11 protein-coding genes are annotated in these 20,821 nt (G+C 57.8%); all 11 read right to left on the reverse strand.

Features of this window, described 5'->3' with window-relative positions; translation table 11 throughout:
- Positions 1-542: 542 nt before the first annotated feature.
- Entirely contained in the window at positions 543-5,519 is a 4,977-nt protein-coding gene (locus VSP_RS31305; RefSeq protein ID WP_009965705.1) for an RHS repeat-associated core domain-containing protein, read from the reverse strand.
- A 331-nt stretch (positions 5,520-5,850) separates the two neighbouring features.
- Positions 5,851-12,045 (reverse strand): choice-of-anchor Q domain-containing protein, encoded by a 6,195-nt coding sequence (locus tag VSP_RS31310; RefSeq protein WP_157211166.1) that lies wholly within the window; start codon positions 12,043-12,045, stop codon positions 5,851-5,853.
- 802 nt (positions 12,046-12,847) lie between these two features.
- Positions 12,848-13,264, reverse strand: coding sequence for a hypothetical protein (locus VSP_RS31315; RefSeq protein WP_075089351.1), 417 nt, complete (start codon positions 13,262-13,264; stop codon positions 12,848-12,850).
- A gap of 491 nt (positions 13,265-13,755) precedes the next feature.
- Entirely contained in the window at positions 13,756-14,049 is a 294-nt protein-coding gene (locus VSP_RS31320; RefSeq protein WP_009965709.1) for a hypothetical protein, read from the reverse strand.
- Between the two features lie 67 nt (positions 14,050-14,116).
- Positions 14,117-14,857, reverse strand: a complete 741-nt coding sequence (locus VSP_RS31325; protein WP_044133725.1) for a hypothetical protein — start codon at positions 14,855-14,857, stop codon at positions 14,117-14,119.
- A 178-nt stretch (positions 14,858-15,035) separates the two neighbouring features.
- Positions 15,036-15,539 (reverse strand): DUF4262 domain-containing protein, encoded by a 504-nt coding sequence (locus tag VSP_RS38315; protein ID WP_009965711.1) that lies wholly within the window; start codon positions 15,537-15,539, stop codon positions 15,036-15,038.
- A gap of 37 nt (positions 15,540-15,576) precedes the next feature.
- Positions 15,577-16,908 (reverse strand): GDSL-type esterase/lipase family protein, encoded by a 1,332-nt coding sequence (locus tag VSP_RS40365; RefSeq protein WP_009965712.1) that lies wholly within the window; start codon positions 16,906-16,908, stop codon positions 15,577-15,579.
- A gap of 18 nt (positions 16,909-16,926) precedes the next feature.
- Complete coding sequence (locus tag VSP_RS31340; protein WP_009965713.1) at positions 16,927-17,367, reverse strand: hypothetical protein; 441 nt, start codon at positions 17,365-17,367, stop codon at positions 16,927-16,929.
- Between the two features lie 35 nt (positions 17,368-17,402).
- Positions 17,403-18,590, reverse strand: a complete 1,188-nt coding sequence (locus VSP_RS31345) for a DUF1501 domain-containing protein (protein ID WP_009965714.1) — start codon at positions 18,588-18,590, stop codon at positions 17,403-17,405.
- A gap of 65 nt (positions 18,591-18,655) precedes the next feature.
- The gene (locus VSP_RS40370; RefSeq protein WP_009965715.1) at positions 18,656-20,188 is read right to left on the reverse strand and encodes a DUF1800 domain-containing protein; all 1,533 of its coding nucleotides are present in this window, start codon (positions 20,186-20,188) and stop codon (positions 18,656-18,658) included.
- Positions 20,189-20,237: 49 nt separating this feature from the next.
- Entirely contained in the window at positions 20,238-20,801 is a 564-nt protein-coding gene (locus VSP_RS31355; protein WP_009965716.1) for a hypothetical protein, read from the reverse strand.
- Positions 20,802-20,821 lie beyond the last annotated feature (20 nt).

The raw sequence follows: 20,821 nt of genomic DNA on the forward strand, positions 1-20,821 counted from the left end.
CAACCAAATGCACGGATGACGTAAATACTTGATTCGAATGGTCCGAATGGTTCGTGATTGGATTCAGGATCTCATGCTCCGTAGTTTGCTTGACAGCGTCAGCCACAAGGATCACCTCAGACGAGCACAAGTGATTCCTCAAGGCCCCCTACCTAGGGATTGGCCAGCTTCAGCGGCCCTCGGATCGTCGTAACTGGGCCTTCATAAGTTCCCGTTCCCGCAGTCACCGAACCAACAACGATGGAGCTTTTCACCAAGTCGGATTTCAGCCCATCAACCAAGTGACGTTCACAGGAGGCATCTGCGACAAGATCTACCTTCGAGATATTCGAGGCATGCAATTCCGCGATCAATGATGCGGGGGATCCCACCCGCTTCAGAGGAGGTCCATCAACCCTGTAAAGCGGCCGATTGTTTTCCATACTAATGTAAACCACCTTTCTCTGACCTGACGAGCAGCTGCACAACAGTGCCGTGCAGAATAGCCCAGCCAGTACGAGCAAGGTTAAGAATTGATTTTTCATACCGATATCAGGTCCTTTCTACTTGTCGTGACAGCAGCAGTATCTCAGCTTCGGAACGTTTCCGCCCCATCTCGAATCTGGATCGTTGTTGACACACGGATCGGGCTTTGTGCCGATTGGATGATTCCCTACAATTTCCGACCAGTTGCCATCGTTATTGGGATCCCCAGCGGCGTGGAAATCGTTTTTCTTGGGGTTGAAGATCCAGGGGTCGTTCCACGGATCTTTCATGTCATTCGGATCATACTTGTAGATATAGATCACCATGGCTCTGTCACACTTGTCTGGGCAAGTGCACTTCGCAGCTGTCGGACCCGTACACTTGTATCCAAGCTGCCTCTCGATGAGATCCCTTAGAGACTGTTTACCCCTCTCAGGTTGAATTGTCTTTCCAAATCCGCTGGCATATCCCAGGCAGTTGATCACGGGATCGGTGGCAATTTCAGCGAAGCCAAGCACATCTTTTCGGTTCACCGGATTATTCCCCACCATCCCATAAAGATTGATGCCGCCTCGTTCTCCGATCGGGTCCCTGGACAACCAGCCTCCTGCTTCTGGATCGTAAACTCGATGCACAGCAAATGAGAGACCGCTCTCGTGCCAGCTATGGCCAGTATATCCATCAGGCACTTCTTCGGTTCCAGCAAGTCGAACGCGTTTCCCCCAGATTCCATAGTCATAGCTCGCCACAACAGAACCTGAAGCATCCAATGCTACGCGGGCCGAACCAAGATGGTCTGTTAGCAGGAATCGCTTGCCGGTTTGCACGTTGGAAGCGTCCAGGAGTTCGATTCCCCCAGTCCAGAATCGGCGCTTGGACCCGTCAGCCAGTCGTTCTTCCCGAATTCCTGTGTCATTCCACACCCATTCCGTCTGGTTTATGCCATTTTTCTTTTCACCGATTCGACGATTGTTTCCATCGTAGGTGAACTCCCACGAATCTCCTCCCATTGTGATGCTCGTCATGCGGTTCATGGCATCCCATGTATGAGTTCGTGTTCCATTCGATAGCAGGTTGCCTTCGGCATCAAAAGTGCGTGCCTGAGGCGAGTTACTACCGTTATCCACTCTCCAAGTTTCATTGACAGAATTTCCTGCGTTGTCAGTAGCTTGCATGGCGACATCGTGAACCCCGGTTCCAAGTGACAGCACGGCCTCAAAGACACCGGCATTGGATACCTTTGCTGCCTGCCCGCCTACCGAAACATTGGCCGCTTCATTCACCTGCCCACGGAACCAGGTGCTGCCGCCTTGCTGTAGATTCGTCATCTGGTTGAGGTTGTTGAACACGGCTGCATTTGTTCGGTGATTTTCCTGCGACAGTTGTCGGTTGCCACTGTCGTCATATTGATAGCGCCATACCACTTGGGGATTGGGAGGGGAGCCCAGTAGTGGAGCCTCAACCACAGACGTCATTTGTTTGGCCGCGTCATACTGAAAACTTAACTGTCGCCCTGGACTCAGGCCGGGCTGAGTCTGATTCCAGGTCGCGATTTCCCCGCCAGCGTCATAAGTATAGCCAAAGCGGGCGATTTCAGCATTGCCCGGCCCCTCATAATAGATTTCGGTCAACTTAAACCCCGCGGCAACTGGGCCTCGGGCGTATTGGACAGACAGGCCTGCCATGGGGAAAGCAGTCTGCTCAAGGACGTTGGTATCACCATCATAGGCGTTCGTGAATACGCCAAGAGGATTAGTCACGGTCGCGACCCTTCCCAACGCATCAAAAGTGTAGCTTTCTGTACTTCCGGAATAGCTCCACTCACTCAGCCGCCCCCACTGGTCGTAGGTGTAGGTGATGGTATCGTCCTCAAGAGGACCGTCTATGGAGGCGAAGCGGCCTATGACATCATAAGTATAGGTGGTAATCCGATCTCCATCGGTCCAAGACTGAATAAGCCCCCGTTCATTGTAGGTATAGCTTTGTTCGGGGAGATCTGAATGCGTCACCTTCAGCAGTTGACCGTGCTCATCATGGTCAAAACTGAGTTGTCGATCTTGCGCATCCTTGGTCCAGAGATGTCTTCCTGTTTGTGCATCGTACCCAAAAGTCAGCCTCTTTCCGTCAGGGTAGGTCTTCGCTGTCTTGCGATTGGCCGCATCATATTCCCAGCGCACCCACTCTCCACGTCCAAAGCGGATTTCGGTGATGTTTCCGACCTTGTCGTGACCATAGTTCACCACTTGCCGTCCTGGGTTCACCTGGGAGACCAATCGCTTGAGGTTGTCGTATCCAAAACGCGTCACTGCTCCGTCTCGAGTTGTGACGCTTGTCAGGTTGCAGCAGTTGTAGTTTCTAAGCTCGACAGTGGTGTCGGGGTACGTGGTCTTGATCCGACGATTCAGATCGTCATATTCATAAAGCAACACATAGCCACGTTCATCCATTTCTGAAACCACGCGCCCCACATCATCGCAGACAAACTCTGTCTTCACAATTTCAACAGGGTGGCCATTGGGTTGGAATTTTACCTTCTCCAGATAACCTTGAAGATTGTATGCATAAGTTGTCACGTCACCATGGGGATTGGTCACTGTGACTGGCTGCCCTCGGACATTGCGGGTAAACTCGGTGCGCAATCCCAGTTCATCCACCTTGGCGGTGACATCTCCAGTCACAGGATCAAACTCTCTTTCCGCCACAATGACATCCACGCCATCCGCAGAATGCACCTCCTTGTTCATTTTCAGGCCGTCAGGTGTGTATTCGTACGCAATCACCGTCCCGTGACCATCGTTTTGAGTCACGACCTTTCCCTTGCTGTTATAGGTACGAGCTATTGAGTGCCCGTCATTGCTGGTGGTATGTTCTGGTCGCCCACCGTCAGTATGACTTCCGTAGTAGCTGCTTCCCCCCGCCTGGTGGTTCGTTGAACTGATTTCGCCACGTCCGTTCACCATCGTGAAGTGATGCACCGTCTTAACCGTCCCCTGCTCTCCTTCCCTGTAATGATTCTTGTCACGGTGCCAAAACACCCGGCTGTACCCGTCAAAATGGTACTCTTCCTTCGCCCCCATGGGGTCCGTCACCGTGATTCTGTAGTTCTCCCACATCACCGCACCCGGTGGTGGATATCGATCCATGCCATTGCCAATGCCATCCGCGGATTCAGTATAAAACTGCGTGACACCGCTCGGCGTGGTGATGGCACTAAGGAACAACTCATTGGTCCGGATCACAAACTGCTCGGGGTCGTTGAGATCGCGCTCGTTCACCTGCGCCGCCGTGGTGTAGGAGTACCCGTAGGCCACTCCGCCCATGTCCGTCTGACCGGTCAATCGGCCATAGCCGTCGTAGCTGAAGGTCACCTGACGACCGAACGGATCGTCGATATGGGAGACTTTCCCATTGCCACCATAAACAAAGGCCCAGGTCCCCGTTGGGCTCAGCGTCGTGACCGCCGCCGGATGGCTCACGGCTGTGATGGCCCCCTGGGCATTGTGCGTGATGGTGACCGCCGTTCCATACTTGTCCGTCATGGAGAGCAGAAGGCTGGAGGCGCTGCTGCCCCCCATGGCTGGTGGCACATCATAGAGGAACTTCGTCCCGCTGCCGTCAACCAGCTCAAAGCGATAGCTGTGACCCGTCACCTTGGTCAACGTCTTGGTGGCGTTGCGCGCATTCGAATTGTAGCCGCCGCTGCCGTCGGGGCTGAAGTTCTCGCCCTTTCCTGATCCCGTGATGACTTTCACACTCCCGCTGGGGTCCACCACCAGATACGAGGCATAGTTGAGCATCCACTTGTCACCAAATGGACGGATGGCAATGAGCGAGTCCAGGCTGTTGTAGGTCAGCCCGATCTTCACACTCTTGCCATAGGGGGCATCCCACCACAGGGGAATGTCCTTGACCACAAGATTCATGTTCATCTCGTTGATGGACCACTCCGGCATGCCGTAGCAAGAGCTGCAGCCGCCGCCCTCCTCGTCATCACAGCACTCCTCACACAGGTCATCCGGATTGCGCGGCAAGCCACAGCATCCGCCCATGGCCTCCACCGTCTCCTGGACTGATGCCAGACGCACCCCGGGCGAACTCACCTCGGAGAACACTGTAGCCAACCCTGACCACTGGGTGACAAAGCCCTTAGGGTCCATCGCCACTGTATGGCCCACACGCGTGTCATACACCTTCAACCTTCCATCCTGCTCCCGTCCGATAACGGCCACAAAGTGACGGTCACGGTAGTGAGCCACCAGCGGCAGGGGAAGATCTTTTAGTGTGGCACCGCTGGCTCGCACCGTGCGGGCCGCCATGCCGTACCGCCGGGCTGTCTGCTCCAGCTCTTGAATGGTGAATCCATGCGGACCGGCCGCATCCAACCCACGCAGTTCCCGCGCATTCGTTTCGTTTCCCATCACCTTGCATATTTCCCCAAGGGACTTTTGTCCGCAGTCCCTCAGCGCCGTCTCCTGGGCCTTCATCAAGCTCAAGGCGCGGATCCAATAGGACGCATACGTCATGCGCGCGGGATCCCCGTCATTGGCCCGGAGCCGTGCAAAGAGCTCCGACGCCTTGCTGAGTTCACCACGGTCCATCGCGACCACGCCTAGGCGCAGCAGTGCCTTCTGGTGCATCGGCTGCCCCAGATCCGACCTGGTCTGGGAGGCCTCAAACCATTTTTGAGCTTCATCGTACTTGCCAAGGTACTGGCTGGCACAGCCAAGGTGCAGTTCAGACTCCGCTGCCCAGGGACTATCGGGGTACTTGGTCAGGTGGTCCAGAAACAACAACTGCGCCTCATCATAGTCATGAAGGTTCCACTTCTGAATGGCTTTGCCGAACTCCAGATTGTCCTCTTCCTGCTTCTTGCGGGCGACAGGATCCGCAATGCCGGCAGCGTCAGCCGCCCTGGTCGGTTGCAGTTCCTCGCCGAGCTGTCCTGCCATGCGCAGATCCTTCTCCGTGGGCACCTTCGTCAGATCGAGCAACCGCAGCGTGGTTTTTTCAGTGGGACGCGCCTCCGCAGTCCAGCGCTTTTGTTCTTCAGACACCTGCCCCCAGGTCCGGCTAGGTGATGATGGGGCCTTAACGGTCGTCACCAAAGTTGCACCACTATCCGGAGAAACCTTCTCATCAGCGTTGGGTGTTCCGGTTGAATCAGAACGCGTTGCTGTCGAATGAAGTTGCGACCCCTTTTGCTGTTGCGACGGCGAGTCGGTCTTCGGAGCTACGAGATTCCATGTCACCACGCCAAGCGCTGCGAAAGCTGCCGTCACGCCAAGCAGAGTTAGCACCCACTTCTTTTTCCGTGCCTGTGTCATACGTTGTCCTCAATCTGGCCTGGTTGATCTTTGTCGTTTTCTTAAAGTGTTCCGTCTGCTCTCACGGAAGCTTCACCGCATCCCCGGGCTCCCACAGAATGATGGTGGGTGCGATCGTGTCTCCTGGATCAGGAGCGATGGGGGCATGCAGACTGCCATTGAGTGGGTAGGCATCGACGTTGTCGTTGTAGCCATCCCCATCCGTATCAGCTTTGAAGGGATCGGTACCTGCCACGATTTCGCTGGCGTTGCTGATGCCATCGCCATCATGGTCAAGATTGACAGAACTGATCACCGGTGCACCAAATCCGTCCTGATAACCATCGCCGTTGGTGTCAGCGAGGTTGGGGTCAGTTCCTGCCAGGAGTTCCTGGTAGAGGGTAAGTCCATCGCCGTCCTGATCGGCAAGCCACGATGCGGGATCGGACATGTTGGCGCCGGCGAGAGCAATGGCTTCATCAAGGTCATCAATGCCGTCGTTGTCAGTATCCGGATCTGTGGGATCCAGCCCGAAGAACAATTCCAGAAGGTTCTCCAGGCCATCACCAGCAGGAGTATCATCGTCGCCGTCGGCATTCTTGGTCAGGTTGCCGAAGAACCGCTGCTCCCAAGCGTCAGGCAGATCGTCGCTGTCAGTGTCCACAAATTCGTCCGCTCCAAGGTCAGGTGGCGAGGTGCGCGTTTCCCCATGGATGTCTTTGTCCAGTCCCACCACCGCCATACCACCTGAGGGATTAATGGCCGCACTGACTGGCAGCAGCAGCGATTCCGGGCTGAGATCGGGATCGACATTCTGCCCCCCAAATTCTCCTCCGCGAACGATGGAATTGCTCACCGTCACCGTGGCGGTGGAGGCCTTGTAGATCTGCGCCACTCCAGTGCTTAGCCCGGTGTTCCAGACAATGGAGTTTTCCAGACTCAACGTGTTGTCAGAGTCCACATTGAACACACCACCATAGGAGGCCTTGTTCTGGCTCGCCGTGATGTGCGCCAGGCTCAAGTCCCCACGATAAATGTGGGCGGCAGCTCCACCTGAGGACTTGGTGTTGCCAGTCAAGATGCAGTTGGTCACCCGGGCCAGTTCGTTGGGCTGTGCCAGGGAGACGTACACCGCTGAGCCCTGGAGCCCTGTCGCATGCCGGACCACGATGCCATCCACAGCCGAGTCCTTCTTTTGCAGGCTGATGCTTGACTGGCCCGACGTTCCGTTAAGCACGGGTGGACTGTACCCACGCTGACCCAGGATAAGCGTCGGTTTGGAGCTCACCGTCACCGCCTCACTGTAGGCACCCGCCTGCACGAGGATGATCCTGTAGCTCCCGGACTGCGCGTTCGCCGCAGTCACGGCGGCCGTGATCGTCTTTTTAACGGTCGCGGTTTCAGGATTCACCGCAGGATTCACCGTGACATCGGGAACCAACGACGCGGGACTGGAGGCGCTGTTGGCATCCCACGAGCGGTTGAATTCATAGACGTTGGGGATCCGGTCGCCGTCCTTGTCTTCCAGCGCGTCCCTCAGGTCCAGAGGATCGAGACCTTTGGCGATTTCATAGTTGTCGGGAATGCCGTCGTCATCCGTGTCGGAGTCCCACGGGTCTGTGCCCGCCCCATGCTCCGCAGAGTCATTGGTGCCGTCCCCGTCGGTGTCTACAGCCCCTGGGTTGCTTCCGTAGGTATATTCCTGGGCATTGGTCAGGCCATCACCATCAGAATCCGTGCTGCCATTGGCCGTGAGATTACCCAGGAACCGGAGTTCCCACGAGTCAGGCAACGAGTCGCCATCGCTGTCCCCGTACTCGTCTGCCCCTAGATCTGCGGGATTGGTGCGCGTTTCACCCTGGATGTCCTTGGTGACGGAGGCCAGATTGACACCGCCTGAGGGATTGATAGCAGGGCTGCCCGCGCGCAGATAGCCATAGACATCGAGCAGAGGATCCAGATTGATACCGCCATGTTCTCCGCCCAGAATCAGGTTGTTGTCAGCTTCCACCACAGTGTTGCTGCCGCCGTTAATTTGCTGCACCCCCACCGTGGTCGTGGGATTCCAGAGGATGGAGTTACGGACCCGCACCTTGGTGCCGTAGGAAAGGTATACTCCCGGGCCCTGCCCTCCTCCTCCATTCCACTGCCCGCCTTTGTTATTGAACAATGTGCAATGGTCAACAATGGCTTCCCCTTGGGCAAGGTAGATGCCGGCACCACTGGAGGCGGCATTGTCGGTGATCACGCTATCAACAATCCGCACCTGGGCCAGATATCCACTGACAGAGATATACGCGCCATAATTGCTAAGGTGAGGTGGAGAGGTGTGTTTGAGAACGATTCCGTCAAGAACCGACCCGCTCAAAGTAAGATTCACGCAAGCAGTGGTAGTGGACGATGCGATTACCGCAGGTGCGGCCGCGCGCTCGCTCATCAAAAGAATCCTCTTGGTGCTGAGGTTCAGCCCTGACTCCGGATACACCCCTTTTTTCACAATCACGATCTTCCAATCACCAGCTGCAGACTTGGCCGTACTCAGAGCTGTTCCGATCGTCCTTTTCACCGTGGCAGTCTCGGTCACCACTGCGGGGTCCACCGTCACGTCTGGCGTCAGAGTCGCAGGGCTGCTGGCACTGTTCGCGTCCCAAGAGCGATTGTATTCATAGATGTTGGGAATGCGGTCCGCGTCTTTGTCTTCCAATGCGTCACGGTAGTCCAAGGGAGCCAGAGACTTGCTGATTTCATATCCGTCCGGGATGCCATCACCATCCGTATCCGCGTCCCATGGGCTGGTTCCGGCAGTCTGCTCGGCCGCGTCATTGGCACCGTCGGCATCCGTGTCCGCCACCGTGGGATTGCTGCTGAAGAGGTATTCTTGCAGATGAGTCAGACCATCCGCATCTGGATTAGCGGAACCGTTCGAGGAAAGATTGCCGACGAACCTGGTCTCCCACCAGTCCGCCAGACCATCACTGTCGCTATCGACATATTCGTCAGCGCCCAAATCGGCGGGGCTGGTTCGCGCTTCACCATGAATGTCGGTGTTCGCCAGAGAGAAGCCACCTGAGCCCGACGCATTGATGGCTGGGCTGCCCGGCAGCAAACACGCATAGCGGTCAAGCAGCGGATCTGCGCCAGAAGCTCCGTGTTCGGCCCCGAGGATGATGCTGCTCGAAACCTGCACCGTTGCGTACGAATTGACCCAGATCTGAGTGCTCCCTGCAGGGGCCCCTGTGTTCCAGACGACGGAGTTGCGCATCCGGAGTTTGGCCGTGTTTTGCACGGCCACTGCAAGCCCATTTACCGGAGCCAACGTATAGATCCCAGCACCGGTCGGGACGTTGTTTCTGGCGAATGTGCAATGATCCACAAGACATTCTCCGCCGATCACGTTGATTCCTGCTCCATAGTCATCGTGATTCTCTTGAATGAAACAGTTGGAGATGCGCGCCCGAGCCGGTTGCGACAGGGAGAAGTATATCCCATTGGAACTTTGCTGGGGGTTCTGATGCTTGATGACAAACCCATCTACGACTGTATCGGCATAATAAATAGAAAGCGCTGTGCTGGCAGTGGTCGGAGCGATTTCCGGTGGCGTGGGCGACTTCTCACCAAGCAAGGCGATGCGCTTGCTGCTGAGTGACAGTGCCGCCGTGTATGTACCCTTCTTGACAAAGATGAGCTTCCAGTCCCCCGCCTGGGAATTGGCTGCCGAAACGGCCGCCGAGATGGTCTTCTTCACGGTCGCTGTCTCGGGATTGACCGCAGGGTCAACCGTCACATCGGGCACGAGAGCCACCGCCACAGCCGCGTCCGTACCACGGTTGTATTCATAAATATTAGGCACCCGGTCTCCATCCTTGTCTTCTAGGGTATCTCTGGGATCGATTGGGTTCAACCCCTTGGCAATCTCATAGCCATCGGGAATGGTGTCGTCGTCGGTGTCAGTATCACGTGGGTTGGAGCCAGCAGCCTGTTCAGCCCCATCATTGGCTCCGTCACCGTCTTCGTCTGCCACGGCTGGATTGGTTCCAAACAGAAATTCCCCGAGATCATTCAAACCATCACTGTCGCCATCTGCCGTGCCATCATGGCTGAGATTGCCGAAATGGAGCATCTCCCACCATTCCGGAAGACCATCAGCATCTGAATCCACATACTCATCTGCCCCAATGTCGGGAGGAGAGGTTCTAGACTCACCATGAACATCCTGCGACGGAATGGAAAAGAGCAAACCACCAGCGGGGTTGATTGCCGGACTGGTCAAGAGCAGGTGCCCGGAAGCCGTCAGCAGCGGATCACTCCCAGAGGCTCCATGCTCCGCTCCCAGGATGATCGAATTCAGCGCTTCGAATTGTGACCCGGGATCCACCTGTACCTGAGTGCTGCCGACCGGGCCCCCCGGGTTCCACACAATCGTGTTTCGCAGGCGCAATGCACCATCGTCCACATAGATGGCAAGTCCTTCGACAGGTTGAGAAGAGGAATGTCCAGTGGGAACGCCATTGCCGAAGAGAGTGCAGTGATCCAGACGGCACTCCCCGCCAGCAAGGTAGAGTCCGGCGCCGCCATATGACTGGAAGTTGGATGTGATGAACGTATTCGCCAGACGAACGGCACTCCCTTCATACAGGCTCACGTAGATACCCCGGGCACTGCTGGAAGCATCTGGATGTTTGATCACAAATCCGTCCACCACCACATCCCCAGCAGTGATGCTGACGGCACTGTAGTACATGGGGCCAACGATCTGCGGAAGATCGCTGCCCAGCTCCCCAAGCAGCAGGATGCGCTTGTCATACAGGTCGACGGCTTCGGAATAAGTTCCCTTCTTCACCAAGATCACCTGCCAGTCGCCGACGTAGTTGGCATCGGTGACGGCGTCGCCAATGGTCAGATGGGTGCCGGATCCATTCGCATCGACAGTGAAGTCCGGCACAAGCGTATCCGGCGTGCCAGCACTGGTGCTGCGGTGAAACTCATACAAGTTGGGCACACGATCGCCGTCCTTGTCATCCAGAGCATCCTTTGCGTCTCCTGGATTCAGGCCCTCGGCTATTTCATAGCCATCGGGAAGGTTGTCCCCATCCGAGTCGCTGGAGAAGGGATTGCTTCCGGCCGCGAACTCAGCCCCATCGTTGGCCCCATCGCCATCAGCATCTGCCAGCGCGGGATCTGATCCAAATCCATATTCCCCCAAGTCATTCAAACCGTCTGAGTCTCCATCAGCCGTGCCGTCATGCGACAGCCCGCCAAACACCTGCTGCTCCCAGGCATCAGGAAGATTATCCGCATCGGAATCCAGCCATTCATCAGCCCCGATGTCAGGCACCGTGGCGGTGGGGCGGGGTTCACCATGGACATCCTTGCCCGAGGTGTAGAGCGCCGCCGCCGCGTTGATGGCGGGTGAGTTGTGTTTGAGCGTGCCCTGCGGCGTCACTTGGGGATCTGACGACAAGTTGCCGGTTCCGGCATAGCCACCTCTGAAGATGGAGTTGGAAACTTCCAGCGTTGCGCCGTTTTCCAAAAGTGTCTCAAGACCTTGGCGGTTCCAGAAAATGGAGTTGTGAACCGTAATGGCACTGCTGTCGGCATGGATGCCATGGGGTGCATTCCCGACTGCCGTGCAATGCACCACCATCAGATCAGCCCCGGAAGTGTAAATCGCTCCTCCCACGGTTCCATCAGATTTGTTGTTGAGAAGGATGCAGTTGATGATCGATGGGTTTCCGCTCGTAGCGTAAACGGCTCCTCCATAGTAGTTGGAAGTGTTCTTGATGGTAAACCCCTCAACCACCGCATTGCCATAAAGTGAGATCCCGGCATTGGTCCCCTGACCATCTATGATTGTGGTGGCCGCTCCATCAGCTGAAATCAACAGGACGTCGCCATGCAGGGTAATGCCTGTGTTTTCCCATCCGGAGTAGGTGCCCGGCTGCACCAGAATGATCTCGTAGTTGTAGGCCCAGTAGCTCGGTTCATAGAGGCTGGTGTGTGTTCCACCGCCATTGGGATCCACCACGTAGTGAGGCGTGGGAATAGATCCAACCGCAAATGGATCAGAAGAATTTTTGACCTCGAAGATGTTGGGATAACGATCTCCGTCATAGTCGGCGTGAGCATCGTCCACCAGCGGATTGCATCCGGCGAAGATTTCCTCACTGTCCGTCATGCCATCGAAATCCGTGTCACCCGAGTACGGATTGGTTTCCTCCGTGGCCTCATCGGCATTGCTGACTCCGTCCGAGTCCAGATCCAGGCCTTGCATGTTCATGTCTGCCAAAGTCGTGGCAACCTGCGTTCCCGAATCTGTCCAGGTATCGTTGTCACCATCCATGTCTGCGTCAGACCAACTCGCCGGAACAAGCTCCGCGGTAACGAGCAGCAAACCTGCACCGAAAAGACACGACCAAATGCTTTTGCCATGTCGACACCTGCGGAATGGAGCGTTCATAGAATGCGGCTTCCAAATGACACGCCTGCGTCAGACCGAACGCGGCAAAGCCCGATCAGCCATTGGCGGCGTGAATGCTGTTGTTGGGAATAGGGGGGGTGTTTCCCAGTGAAAATTCCAATAGGCTGTTCCACTAGGAACTCGCCTGATCCATGGCTGACAACCATCCGGACCTGTGATACCGCCGATACTTCATGATGTATCCCTGTTTTGCAATCCTATAATGTTAAAAATTTTGTTGTTGCATTGGTAGTATTCGAAAAGAATAATTTTCGACCACCGCATTAGTCTGCCTCATTCATTCGTCACATCTTTGACATCCATCTCATAAATGAAACGACTATCCTTAAGGATAGTATTGCCAGCAACGCCGCAACTCTCGCCAGTTCTGCGATCCAGAACCAAAATAGGAATATGTTCTGCGTGATCGCGTTTATCCTTGAACCACATCTGGTTGCGCGAACGCTCTGGACAAAATGGTCAGCCCGTCAGACACCCAGGTCGTCCGCCCCCGCTGCGCACCATGAGAACAGTCAGGATAAGCACAGGCGGGCGGAGTTGCGCCGAAGTTCGCATGCCAGATGCACTTGGCCGGCACGATGATGCGCTTTCCGATAGAAGACTACTTCACCTCAGGCATCATCGTCACCCTGACCGGAAGCCATCGGCACTCAGCGCTTTGTTCGGGGCTGGGCACCGCCGCAAAGTTGGCATCCGGCCGGGTTGTGATGAAGACGAAGATGTAAACCATGGGAACAAGGGCCTCATTCCCCTCGGCTTCACCTAACCAAGCCCCGTTTTTGAGGATGACACAGGCTCCTCTCGGCAGACTTCCCGACTTGAAACAACGGCGTGATAGATCTGCCAGTCCCGGATGCTCCAGATCCAAATGGGAGTCCCCTCCGAGTGCTAATGCGTTGAAAAGCTCTGCCGTTTTTAGCGCCGCCACACCGTGCTTCGTCATCCAATCCTTAACGACAGCATTGAAACTGGTTGTTGCGTCGGCGAGAGATGTCTCTTGTTTGATCTCGTAGGTCAAATACAGCGGAGCTTCAGCCCTGATCGTGGGACAGCAGATGAGCACGGCAACGATGAGTGCAAAACGAAAAATGCAGGGGAGGATGCACGTCAGACTAACACGATACAGAGCTTAAACAGAAAGTGATTTCGTGTTTCGCGTTCTAAAAATGGAGACCCCACGCCAACGGCGTGATACGCAAGAGCCCGGGGACCATCGGAATACGCAGGAGCTCCAAGGGAGTTCAACAAACCGTCCAACCCACCCAGCGACGCCCCTCTTGCATGCAGTGGACACCTCAGGGGTGCGGTCACAGTTTGTAGAACTCACTTTGGAGTTCTGGCCCGCCGTCCAAGCACCCAGGGTGGCAGCTCGTACCTCGCCTTACCCTGGGCTACTTTGTATGACGCCCTTGGCGTCACTGCGCTCTCGTGCAACAACGGTGACACTCATAGACCCGACGTGCAGATCGGAGGGGGCTAGACACGTGGACCTCAACAGGCATCCCGTCCTCAGTCGATAATCTGCAAATCACTGTCCGCGGGTTGAAAAAACACCACGCATATTTTTGTCAGCTTCACTCCCGCATCCTTGACAGCCCGTGTCGCCATGCGCAGCAACTTGCTCACATCGCAGTCAGGTGCGGGAGACACCAGAATCATGGCTCCCGGCAGCATGACCGGCGCCCCGGTATAGCTGTCTATCGAGGCTACCGAATTCGGGACCGCCTCCAAGATCGCCTGCCGGGTGGTCGCGTGATCATCTTCATCGAACGGCTCAATTTCGTAAACGATAAGGGCATTCATACGCGATTGCGTGAACAGTTATCTGTAGCCTGGAAACGACCGAACTTCGGCGGCTTAATTTCTCCCTTCAGGGAACAAGTCCCCAGGAGAAGGAGCCTTCCTTCGTCACCTCATCGACAGTGATGCCGACGATCCTGCCCGTGCCCTCCCGTTGCGAAATACGAATCCGCCACTGCTCCACGCCGCCTTTGCCAGTGATGATCCAGCAGGTGAGGGTTTTTTCCGCCCCATTCCCTTCGATTTTGGGATCGATGAAGTATTGCTTCAGCGTGCGCTTCTCTTTGATCGCCCCCGCCATCCAGGCGTTCTGGGAGGGGTTTCGAGTCCAGAAGTCGGATGACAGATAAGTCCTCTTGGGCCCCTTATGCAGAACCGCGAGACTCCCACAGAGGCGTCCCGCATCATCCTTGTTTGTTTCTGCGTTCAAAGCTCCCAGCCTCGTCCCGAACATGCCTGATATGATCTTGAGCCCTTCCTCGCCGCTGAGGCGGATCCATCGTCCTCGTTGAATCACATAGCGGCAGCTCTCCCAGTTCCCATCATAAAAGATCACCACGTGCTGAGGCGTGTCGCCATAGTCTATCATGTTGTTTACCATCCACTGCTCCACTGGAGACTTCAAGACTGTCATGGTCTGCCGCACCACCGCCTGGGGAACATCAACCCATGCCCATTGTGGTTTGGCGGGGTCGCCAACGCGGATGGTGGAGGGCCGTTCTGCGGCAGCCCCAGACGCGGACCAACCGACAAACCCGACAATGGTCACGAGCATTGCCATCCAGAATTTCACTCGTGCGACGCGTCCCATGGCTGATTGAGTTGACGAACCTTCGGTAGCACAAAACCTGGCTTTCTTGGTGGCAGATGCCCGCCCGAAGTTCATTCAAGTACAAAGAAAAACCATGCACACCTCATACCCCGATCGAGGTCATGCATCAAGCCCGCCGCGTGAGGCGGATCGAGGTAGCGCCGAAGGTTACCTTTCTCTAACCAACGGACAGGTTTTTTTGCAAAGCGTCATAGCGAATGTCATAACCCTCGTCACCGGGGAACTTTCCGGCTTTGTCAGGCAAGAGGCATTGCATGGCCGGAAACGCCTGGGGAAGAGACCGGTAGAACCAAATCGCGTAGCCAAGATGCTCCCGATAGTGAGCAATATGGACGGGGCGAAACTCCACAGGGTATCCAGCCATATACTCAGCATCCCGACCCGGAGAAAGCACCTTTCCGGAGAGCAAGGTCTCGCCGATATGATTCAAGAGGTTGGCAGATTTCTCCACGCCCAGCCCCATGACCAGAACTTCAGGCTGTAGAAACTGATAGTAGAAGCCGATGGAAAAGGCGAACTGGGGCAAGTCTCCCTCAGGACCAATGTGCATCAGATGCCAGCCATGACGTTTGATGTCGCGAAGGACCACCTTGTCAGGTGGATCTTCCGGCTTGGGAAAGGTAAAGGGGGAGAGCCGGGGTTTCACAGGGTTGCTCTGCATCTCCAGGATTCAGCCCGCGGGCCGCTGGGTTCATTCCCTACCTTCCCACCGGCCCCAGCTCCTGCTTCACCTTCACGGGTTCTGCCGCCGGCTCGGCCGGTTTCAAGAGCTCCATGACCGCGGGCGTAAGTTCTTTGGCAAAGAGGTCATATCCCTTGGCCGTGAGGTGGATGTTGTCTGCTTGAAAGAGGCCCTCGAGGAATTTGCCGTCACGGCGGAGGAATTTGACGCCGGGGTTCAGGAAACTGACGTTGTTCCACTCCTCAAGCTGGGCAGCCAGGACGTTGAACTCCGTGGCCCGCTGGCGGTTGATGTCGGTGAGCTCGGCACCCACGGGCAGCAGCCCCACCACGAGGATCTGGCTGCTGGGAACGCTGCTGCGCAGCTTCTCCACCACGGCACGCAGGCCCGCCACCACCTCTTCACTGCTGTTCTGCCCGCTCCAGAGGTTGTTGAGGCCCACCATGAGCACGACGACCTTGGGGGCGGGGTCCTGGTCTTCCAGAAGTCCGTTTTCCAGGCGCCAGAGGAGATTGCCGGTGGTATCGCCGCCGAGGCCAAAGTTGGCTGACTTCAGCGGGACCAGGATCTTCTGCCAGGCCTCACGGCCGGTGGTGGTCCAGCCCTGGGTGAGGGAATCGCCCAGGAAGGCCACCTCGAACCCGCCCTCTTCGGCACGACGCACCTGACTCTCATGAAAGAGCTTCCAGGCCCGGGGGCGATCAGGGAAATAACCCGGCACAGCCGTCACCGGCACCTTCTTCACCTCAGCGGGTGCTCCGGGCGCCTTGGGTTCTGCGCCCGGCTTCACGACGGCGACCTTGATGCCCTCCGCCTTCAGCTTCACATCATCCAGCCAGGCCTTGCCCTGCCCCTCCACATAGAGCGCGATGGCGAGCTTGCTGGCATTCTCCGGCACCGTGATCTCCGCCTCCAGTTCCTGCCAGTCATGCGTGCCCTCCAGCGTCTTCACCGGGAAGCAGTCGTTGGTGGTGAATCGTTCATCAAAAAATTGGGCCGCGAAGTTCACCTTGCCCATGCCCTCCGTCTTCACCCAGCCGCTCAGCGTGATCTTCGAAGCGGGCTGGATGTTCACCATCTGGTGGGCGCAGGCATTGCGATTGTCCGAAAGGGTGCTGCGATCCACACAGAGGCTGGCCTTGCCCGCATGAAATACCGCCGTGTCACGCGTGACAATGCAGTCGCCAAATTTGCCCGTCCAGCCAAGCGGCACGCCCTCTCCACCTTCCATGCCTGGATTCTGCAGGCGCAGCTTCGGAGCCTTGTCTTTGTCCTCCTTCTGCTCCTTTTCCGCCGCACCCAAGGCAAACGGGAAGAGCAAACCCAGAGCAATGGTGCAGAGTTTCATGGGGCAGGGCGGGAAACATCATGTAGGCGACGACGCGGCGCTCGCATCGGATTCGTGGGAATCAGTTGACTGGTTGTCAGATTTTTTTCCACTGTGCAACCAGTTCAGCAGCCAGCCTTCAGCGATGACCAGGACGAGCAACCCCGTGAAGCGCTTGTGCAACCAAATCGGCTCACCCAGCTTCATGAGCAGGGCCATGACCAGCGTCCAGCCGCCCACGGCCAGAATCACCAGGCCCACAGCCTGCCAAAGCCCCTTTTTCTGCACCTGCCTCTTGGCCCGGGCCGCCAGCAGACCACCCCAGATCAAGAGAACGTAGCCAAGGGCAAAGGTGATCTTGCCGCCCAGGATCACGGATTTTTCATCCACATCCAGCCCCTTCATCAGCCAGCCAATGTATTGAAACAGCAGCCCAAAGGCGAGGCACTGGGAAATTTTGAGCTTGTGGGCGTACTCCATGGCGAGTCCCGATACTGGCTCATCTGGAGCAAATCTCAAGCGAGCAATCCAACGGGCTGGGGGGTGAACACGGGGAACACCTCCTGCGGGCGATCCAGGCCCATCGCCCCCTTCAACACCTCGCCGAAGACACTGCGGTAGTCATGGCCAATCTTCATGCCCCCTGGGCCGGTGAGCGTCTCCTCCACCACGCAGGGCCAGCCCCCCAGGATCTGGCCGCCCCGCAACCGGTCGCTCAGCACCAGCGTGGCGAAGCCCCGGCCGTGATCGGTGCCCAGGGAGCTGTTCTCATAGATCCGGCGGCCAAACTCGGTCATCACCATCACGGTCACGTTCTGGCGATGCTCCTTGAGGTCGGCATCAAACGCCGCCAGACCGTCTCCCAACACCTTGGCCCGCTGGGCCTGGAGCCCCTCTGCCGCCCCCTGGATGAAGTGCGTGTCCCACCCACCCAGGTCCAGGCACGCCACCTCCAGCCCCACCCGGGCCTTGATGAGCCGGGCCACCTCCCGCAGGCCGTTGCCAAAGCCCTCCTTCGGATACTGCGCCCCATGCGCGGGAGCGTAGTCGTTGGTCTGAAGCTGGCGGACCCGCTCAAACAAATCGAGCGTCTCCCGCCCCTGCTGCCCCAGTAGCGTGACATCCGCACCATACAGCTTTGCAAGCGCCTGAGCCGCGGCCTCCGTCTCGCCGGAGGGCGTCTTCAATGCAATCTCCTGGAGCGACTGGATGACACTCACCACGGGTGCCCCGCGCAATGACTCCGGGAGTGTGGTCCCGATGGCGACCGCGCTCAGCGGCCCCGTGGCGGGATTCGCCCGTGCCCGAAGAAACCGTCCCAGCCACCCTCCTCCCGCCGGGGTGCCTCCCATGGAGTCGCCATGCTCCATCTGGTCCTGACATTCAAAATGCGAACCGCTGGTGTTGTCTGTCCCCACCCCCTGGATGATCGCCAATCGACCCTCGGCAAACTTTTCCTGAAGCGGCTGCAACATGGGATGCAGCCCATAACGATCGTCCAGACGAACGGCGGACGCACTCCCGCCCCCTGGCGGCTTGATGCCGATGGTCGGCCGGGCCCGGTAGTACACATCGTCCGCATACGGCACCACGAGGTTCATCGTGTCTGCCCCGCCCCGGAGGAAAATGCACACCAGAGTGTGCTTGCCGGCCTCATCCACCACAGGGGATGAAGAAACGGCCAGGTTGGTGAGGAGGCGCATGGGGAATGAAGTTCTTAGTTCTTGGTGCTTCGTGCTTGGTTAACGGGACGGCACCTCAATCCCTTTTAGCACCTCTGAAAAGCCGGGGAGGCCAGGACGGCACCGAGCAGTTCACCGGGATCCGTCAGGTGCGTCAGCGCCTCCTGCTCCGCTGCCACAGGGCGGCGGCCGCAGGCGTGGGCGAAGAGGTTGTCGGCAAACTTTGCCGAAGGCGGGTCCTTGAGTTTGGCACCGGGTTCGAGGACACGACGCAACGCGCGGCCATCGATCTCAACCGTCGGCACCTTGCCACCCGCGAGCCCGAAGGCGAAGTTCCAGCGCCAGAGCAGCGTGCCCAGCCAGGGTGCCTCTTCGTCCGGATAGCCATCCGGGGTCGGGTGCTGGAAGAGCCCCTGCCCCATCCGGTGCAGATAATCCAGGAGCGGTTTGTGAGCATGGGTATCCGCCGCCACCGCCCGCAAGGCGGAGACCACAAAGCGGAACGGCCGTTTGAAAAGGGCGCTACGTGACTCCGCGAACTCCTGGCTGTTCAGGATCACCCGCAGGAGACTCTTGATGTCTCCCGAGGTGCGGGTGAACTCCGCCGCCACCCGGTCCACCAGCTGAGAAACGGGCGCGTGGCTGACAAAACGGTGGCAAAGCTTGCCCGCCAGATAACGCGCCGTGGCGGGGTGGTTGCAGACAATGTCCACCAGCCGCTCCAGATCCGCCTCGCCGCCTCCGGCGGGAATCCTCTGCCCCAGCACCGTCTTGGCCCCATCATCATGCCAGTCTGGCTTGAAGTAAGTGACGCCACGGGCAGGGGCGAAGAAATTTAGATCCTTCAGCATGCCGCGTTTCAGATCCACCGTCCACCCGGTGAGACAGCGCGCCGCCTCGTGCACATCCTCCTGCGAGTAGCCGCCTGCCACGCCCAACGTGTGCAACTCCATGAGCTCCCGGGCATAGTTCTCATTGGGGGCATCCTTGGGGAAATGCTTCCGCACCTTGTTGTCCCGCCCGTCCAGGTAGGTGAGCATGGCCGGCGATTTCGCCGAGGCGAGGATGAGCTCGCGAAAGTTGCCCAGAGCGTGCCGGCGCACCACCCGGAGGTCATCGCTGGGTTTCAGGTAAATGCAGTCCCCTTTTTCGAGGTCGATGTTCAGGTGATCCGTCCAGAACTCCACCATCACCTCAAAGAGCTGCCGACGGCTGTACACCGCCCGCAGAAATGCATGCCGGGTGATCTCGTCACGCAATACCTCCTTGCGGAACTCCCACGCATTGCCCGGCTCGAAATGGAGCGACTCAAACGCCCCGGTGCGCAGGTCACAGAGGGTGTCATCCAGAGACTCCGGTTGGAGTTGTTCCTCGATCCACGCCTCCCGCCCCATGGCCCGGAGCCGCTCCACCTCGCCCGGCCAGGGGCCAAAGGTGGCCCGGCTCAGCAGGTGAAAGCCCGGATCCACCTCCACCGCATCGCACACCGTCAGGGAGTCCGGCAGGCGCTGCCCCGCCTCATGGCTCAGCAGGCTGGTGGCCCGCTCGCAGGAGGCCAGCATGCCCACACCGCCCGCCAGCGCGGAGGATACGAGGAAATCACGTCGGCTCGTTTTCATGTCAGGACCCCGCTGTCACACGTGGACGACTGGCGCATTCAAAGCCGGATCATGCCTGCGGCAGACTGGGCGGCCCCGGCACCAGCGCAGACGGCAGGGGCGGAGCGGCGACAGGCTGCGGTAGAGGGGCCTGCCTGCGCCCGAACCACGAACGCACCTGGATGCCCGCACCCAGCACCGGCATCATCAGCAGCAGGAAGAACCAGCCGATGAAGGGTATCAGTAAACAACCCACCACGACGAGCCCGCCTTTCCATGTCGCCCGCCACGCCTCATCCCCGGTTTTGAATTGGGGCCACAGCACCTCCCCCACATGGGTGGCCAGGCCCGCCAGTCCGGCCAATGCCCATAGAAGCGTCCCACCGGCCAGCAGCACGTTCGCGATCTGGAACACGGGCTTGCCACCGGTGCTCAGCCCCTTGGCCGCCAGAAGGACAACCGCCACCACGGGCAGCCCCACCAGCAGACTGACCAGCAGCCGTCGGGTGGAAGCGTTCCGATTGCGTTCCACCATCGCAGGCCACCTGGCCCGGGTGAAAAGCCACAACGCCGGCAGTCCCACGGCCGTACCCAGCCCCATCAGAAGGTAGAAGAATGTTTGGGAGAATAGCATGGTGATACAACGCATGACGC

The organism is Verrucomicrobium spinosum DSM 4136 = JCM 18804, from assembly GCF_000172155.1.
Taxonomy (GTDB): domain Bacteria; phylum Verrucomicrobiota; class Verrucomicrobiia; order Verrucomicrobiales; family Verrucomicrobiaceae; genus Verrucomicrobium; species Verrucomicrobium spinosum.

What these genes read in the sequence shown, in the direction of transcription:
- VSP_RS31310 (WP_157211166.1), bottom strand. Translation starts at nt 12,045, where the DNA reads ATGAACATGCAAGGCCTGGATCTGGACTCGGACGGAGTCAGCAATGCC.
- VSP_RS31320 (WP_009965709.1), bottom strand. Translation starts at nt 14,049, where the DNA reads ATGAATGCCCTTATCGTTTACGAAATTGAGCCGTTCGATGAAGATGAT.
- VSP_RS31325 (WP_044133725.1), bottom strand. Translation starts at nt 14,857, where the DNA reads ATGGGACGCGTCGCACGAGTGAAATTCTGGATGGCAATGCTCGTGACC.
- VSP_RS38315 (WP_009965711.1), bottom strand. Translation starts at nt 15,539, where the DNA reads ATGCAGAGCAACCCTGTGAAACCCCGGCTCTCCCCCTTTACCTTTCCC.
- VSP_RS40365 (WP_009965712.1), bottom strand. Translation starts at nt 16,908, where the DNA reads ATGAAACTCTGCACCATTGCTCTGGGTTTGCTCTTCCCGTTTGCCTTG.
- VSP_RS31340 (WP_009965713.1), bottom strand. Translation starts at nt 17,367, where the DNA reads ATGGAGTACGCCCACAAGCTCAAAATTTCCCAGTGCCTCGCCTTTGGG.
- VSP_RS31345 (WP_009965714.1), bottom strand. Translation starts at nt 18,590, where the DNA reads ATGCGCCTCCTCACCAACCTGGCCGTTTCTTCATCCCCTGTGGTGGAT.
- VSP_RS40370 (WP_009965715.1), bottom strand. Translation starts at nt 20,188, where the DNA reads ATGAAAACGAGCCGACGTGATTTCCTCGTATCCTCCGCGCTGGCGGGC.
- VSP_RS31355 (WP_009965716.1), bottom strand. Translation starts at nt 20,801, where the DNA reads ATGCTATTCTCCCAAACATTCTTCTACCTTCTGATGGGGCTGGGTACG.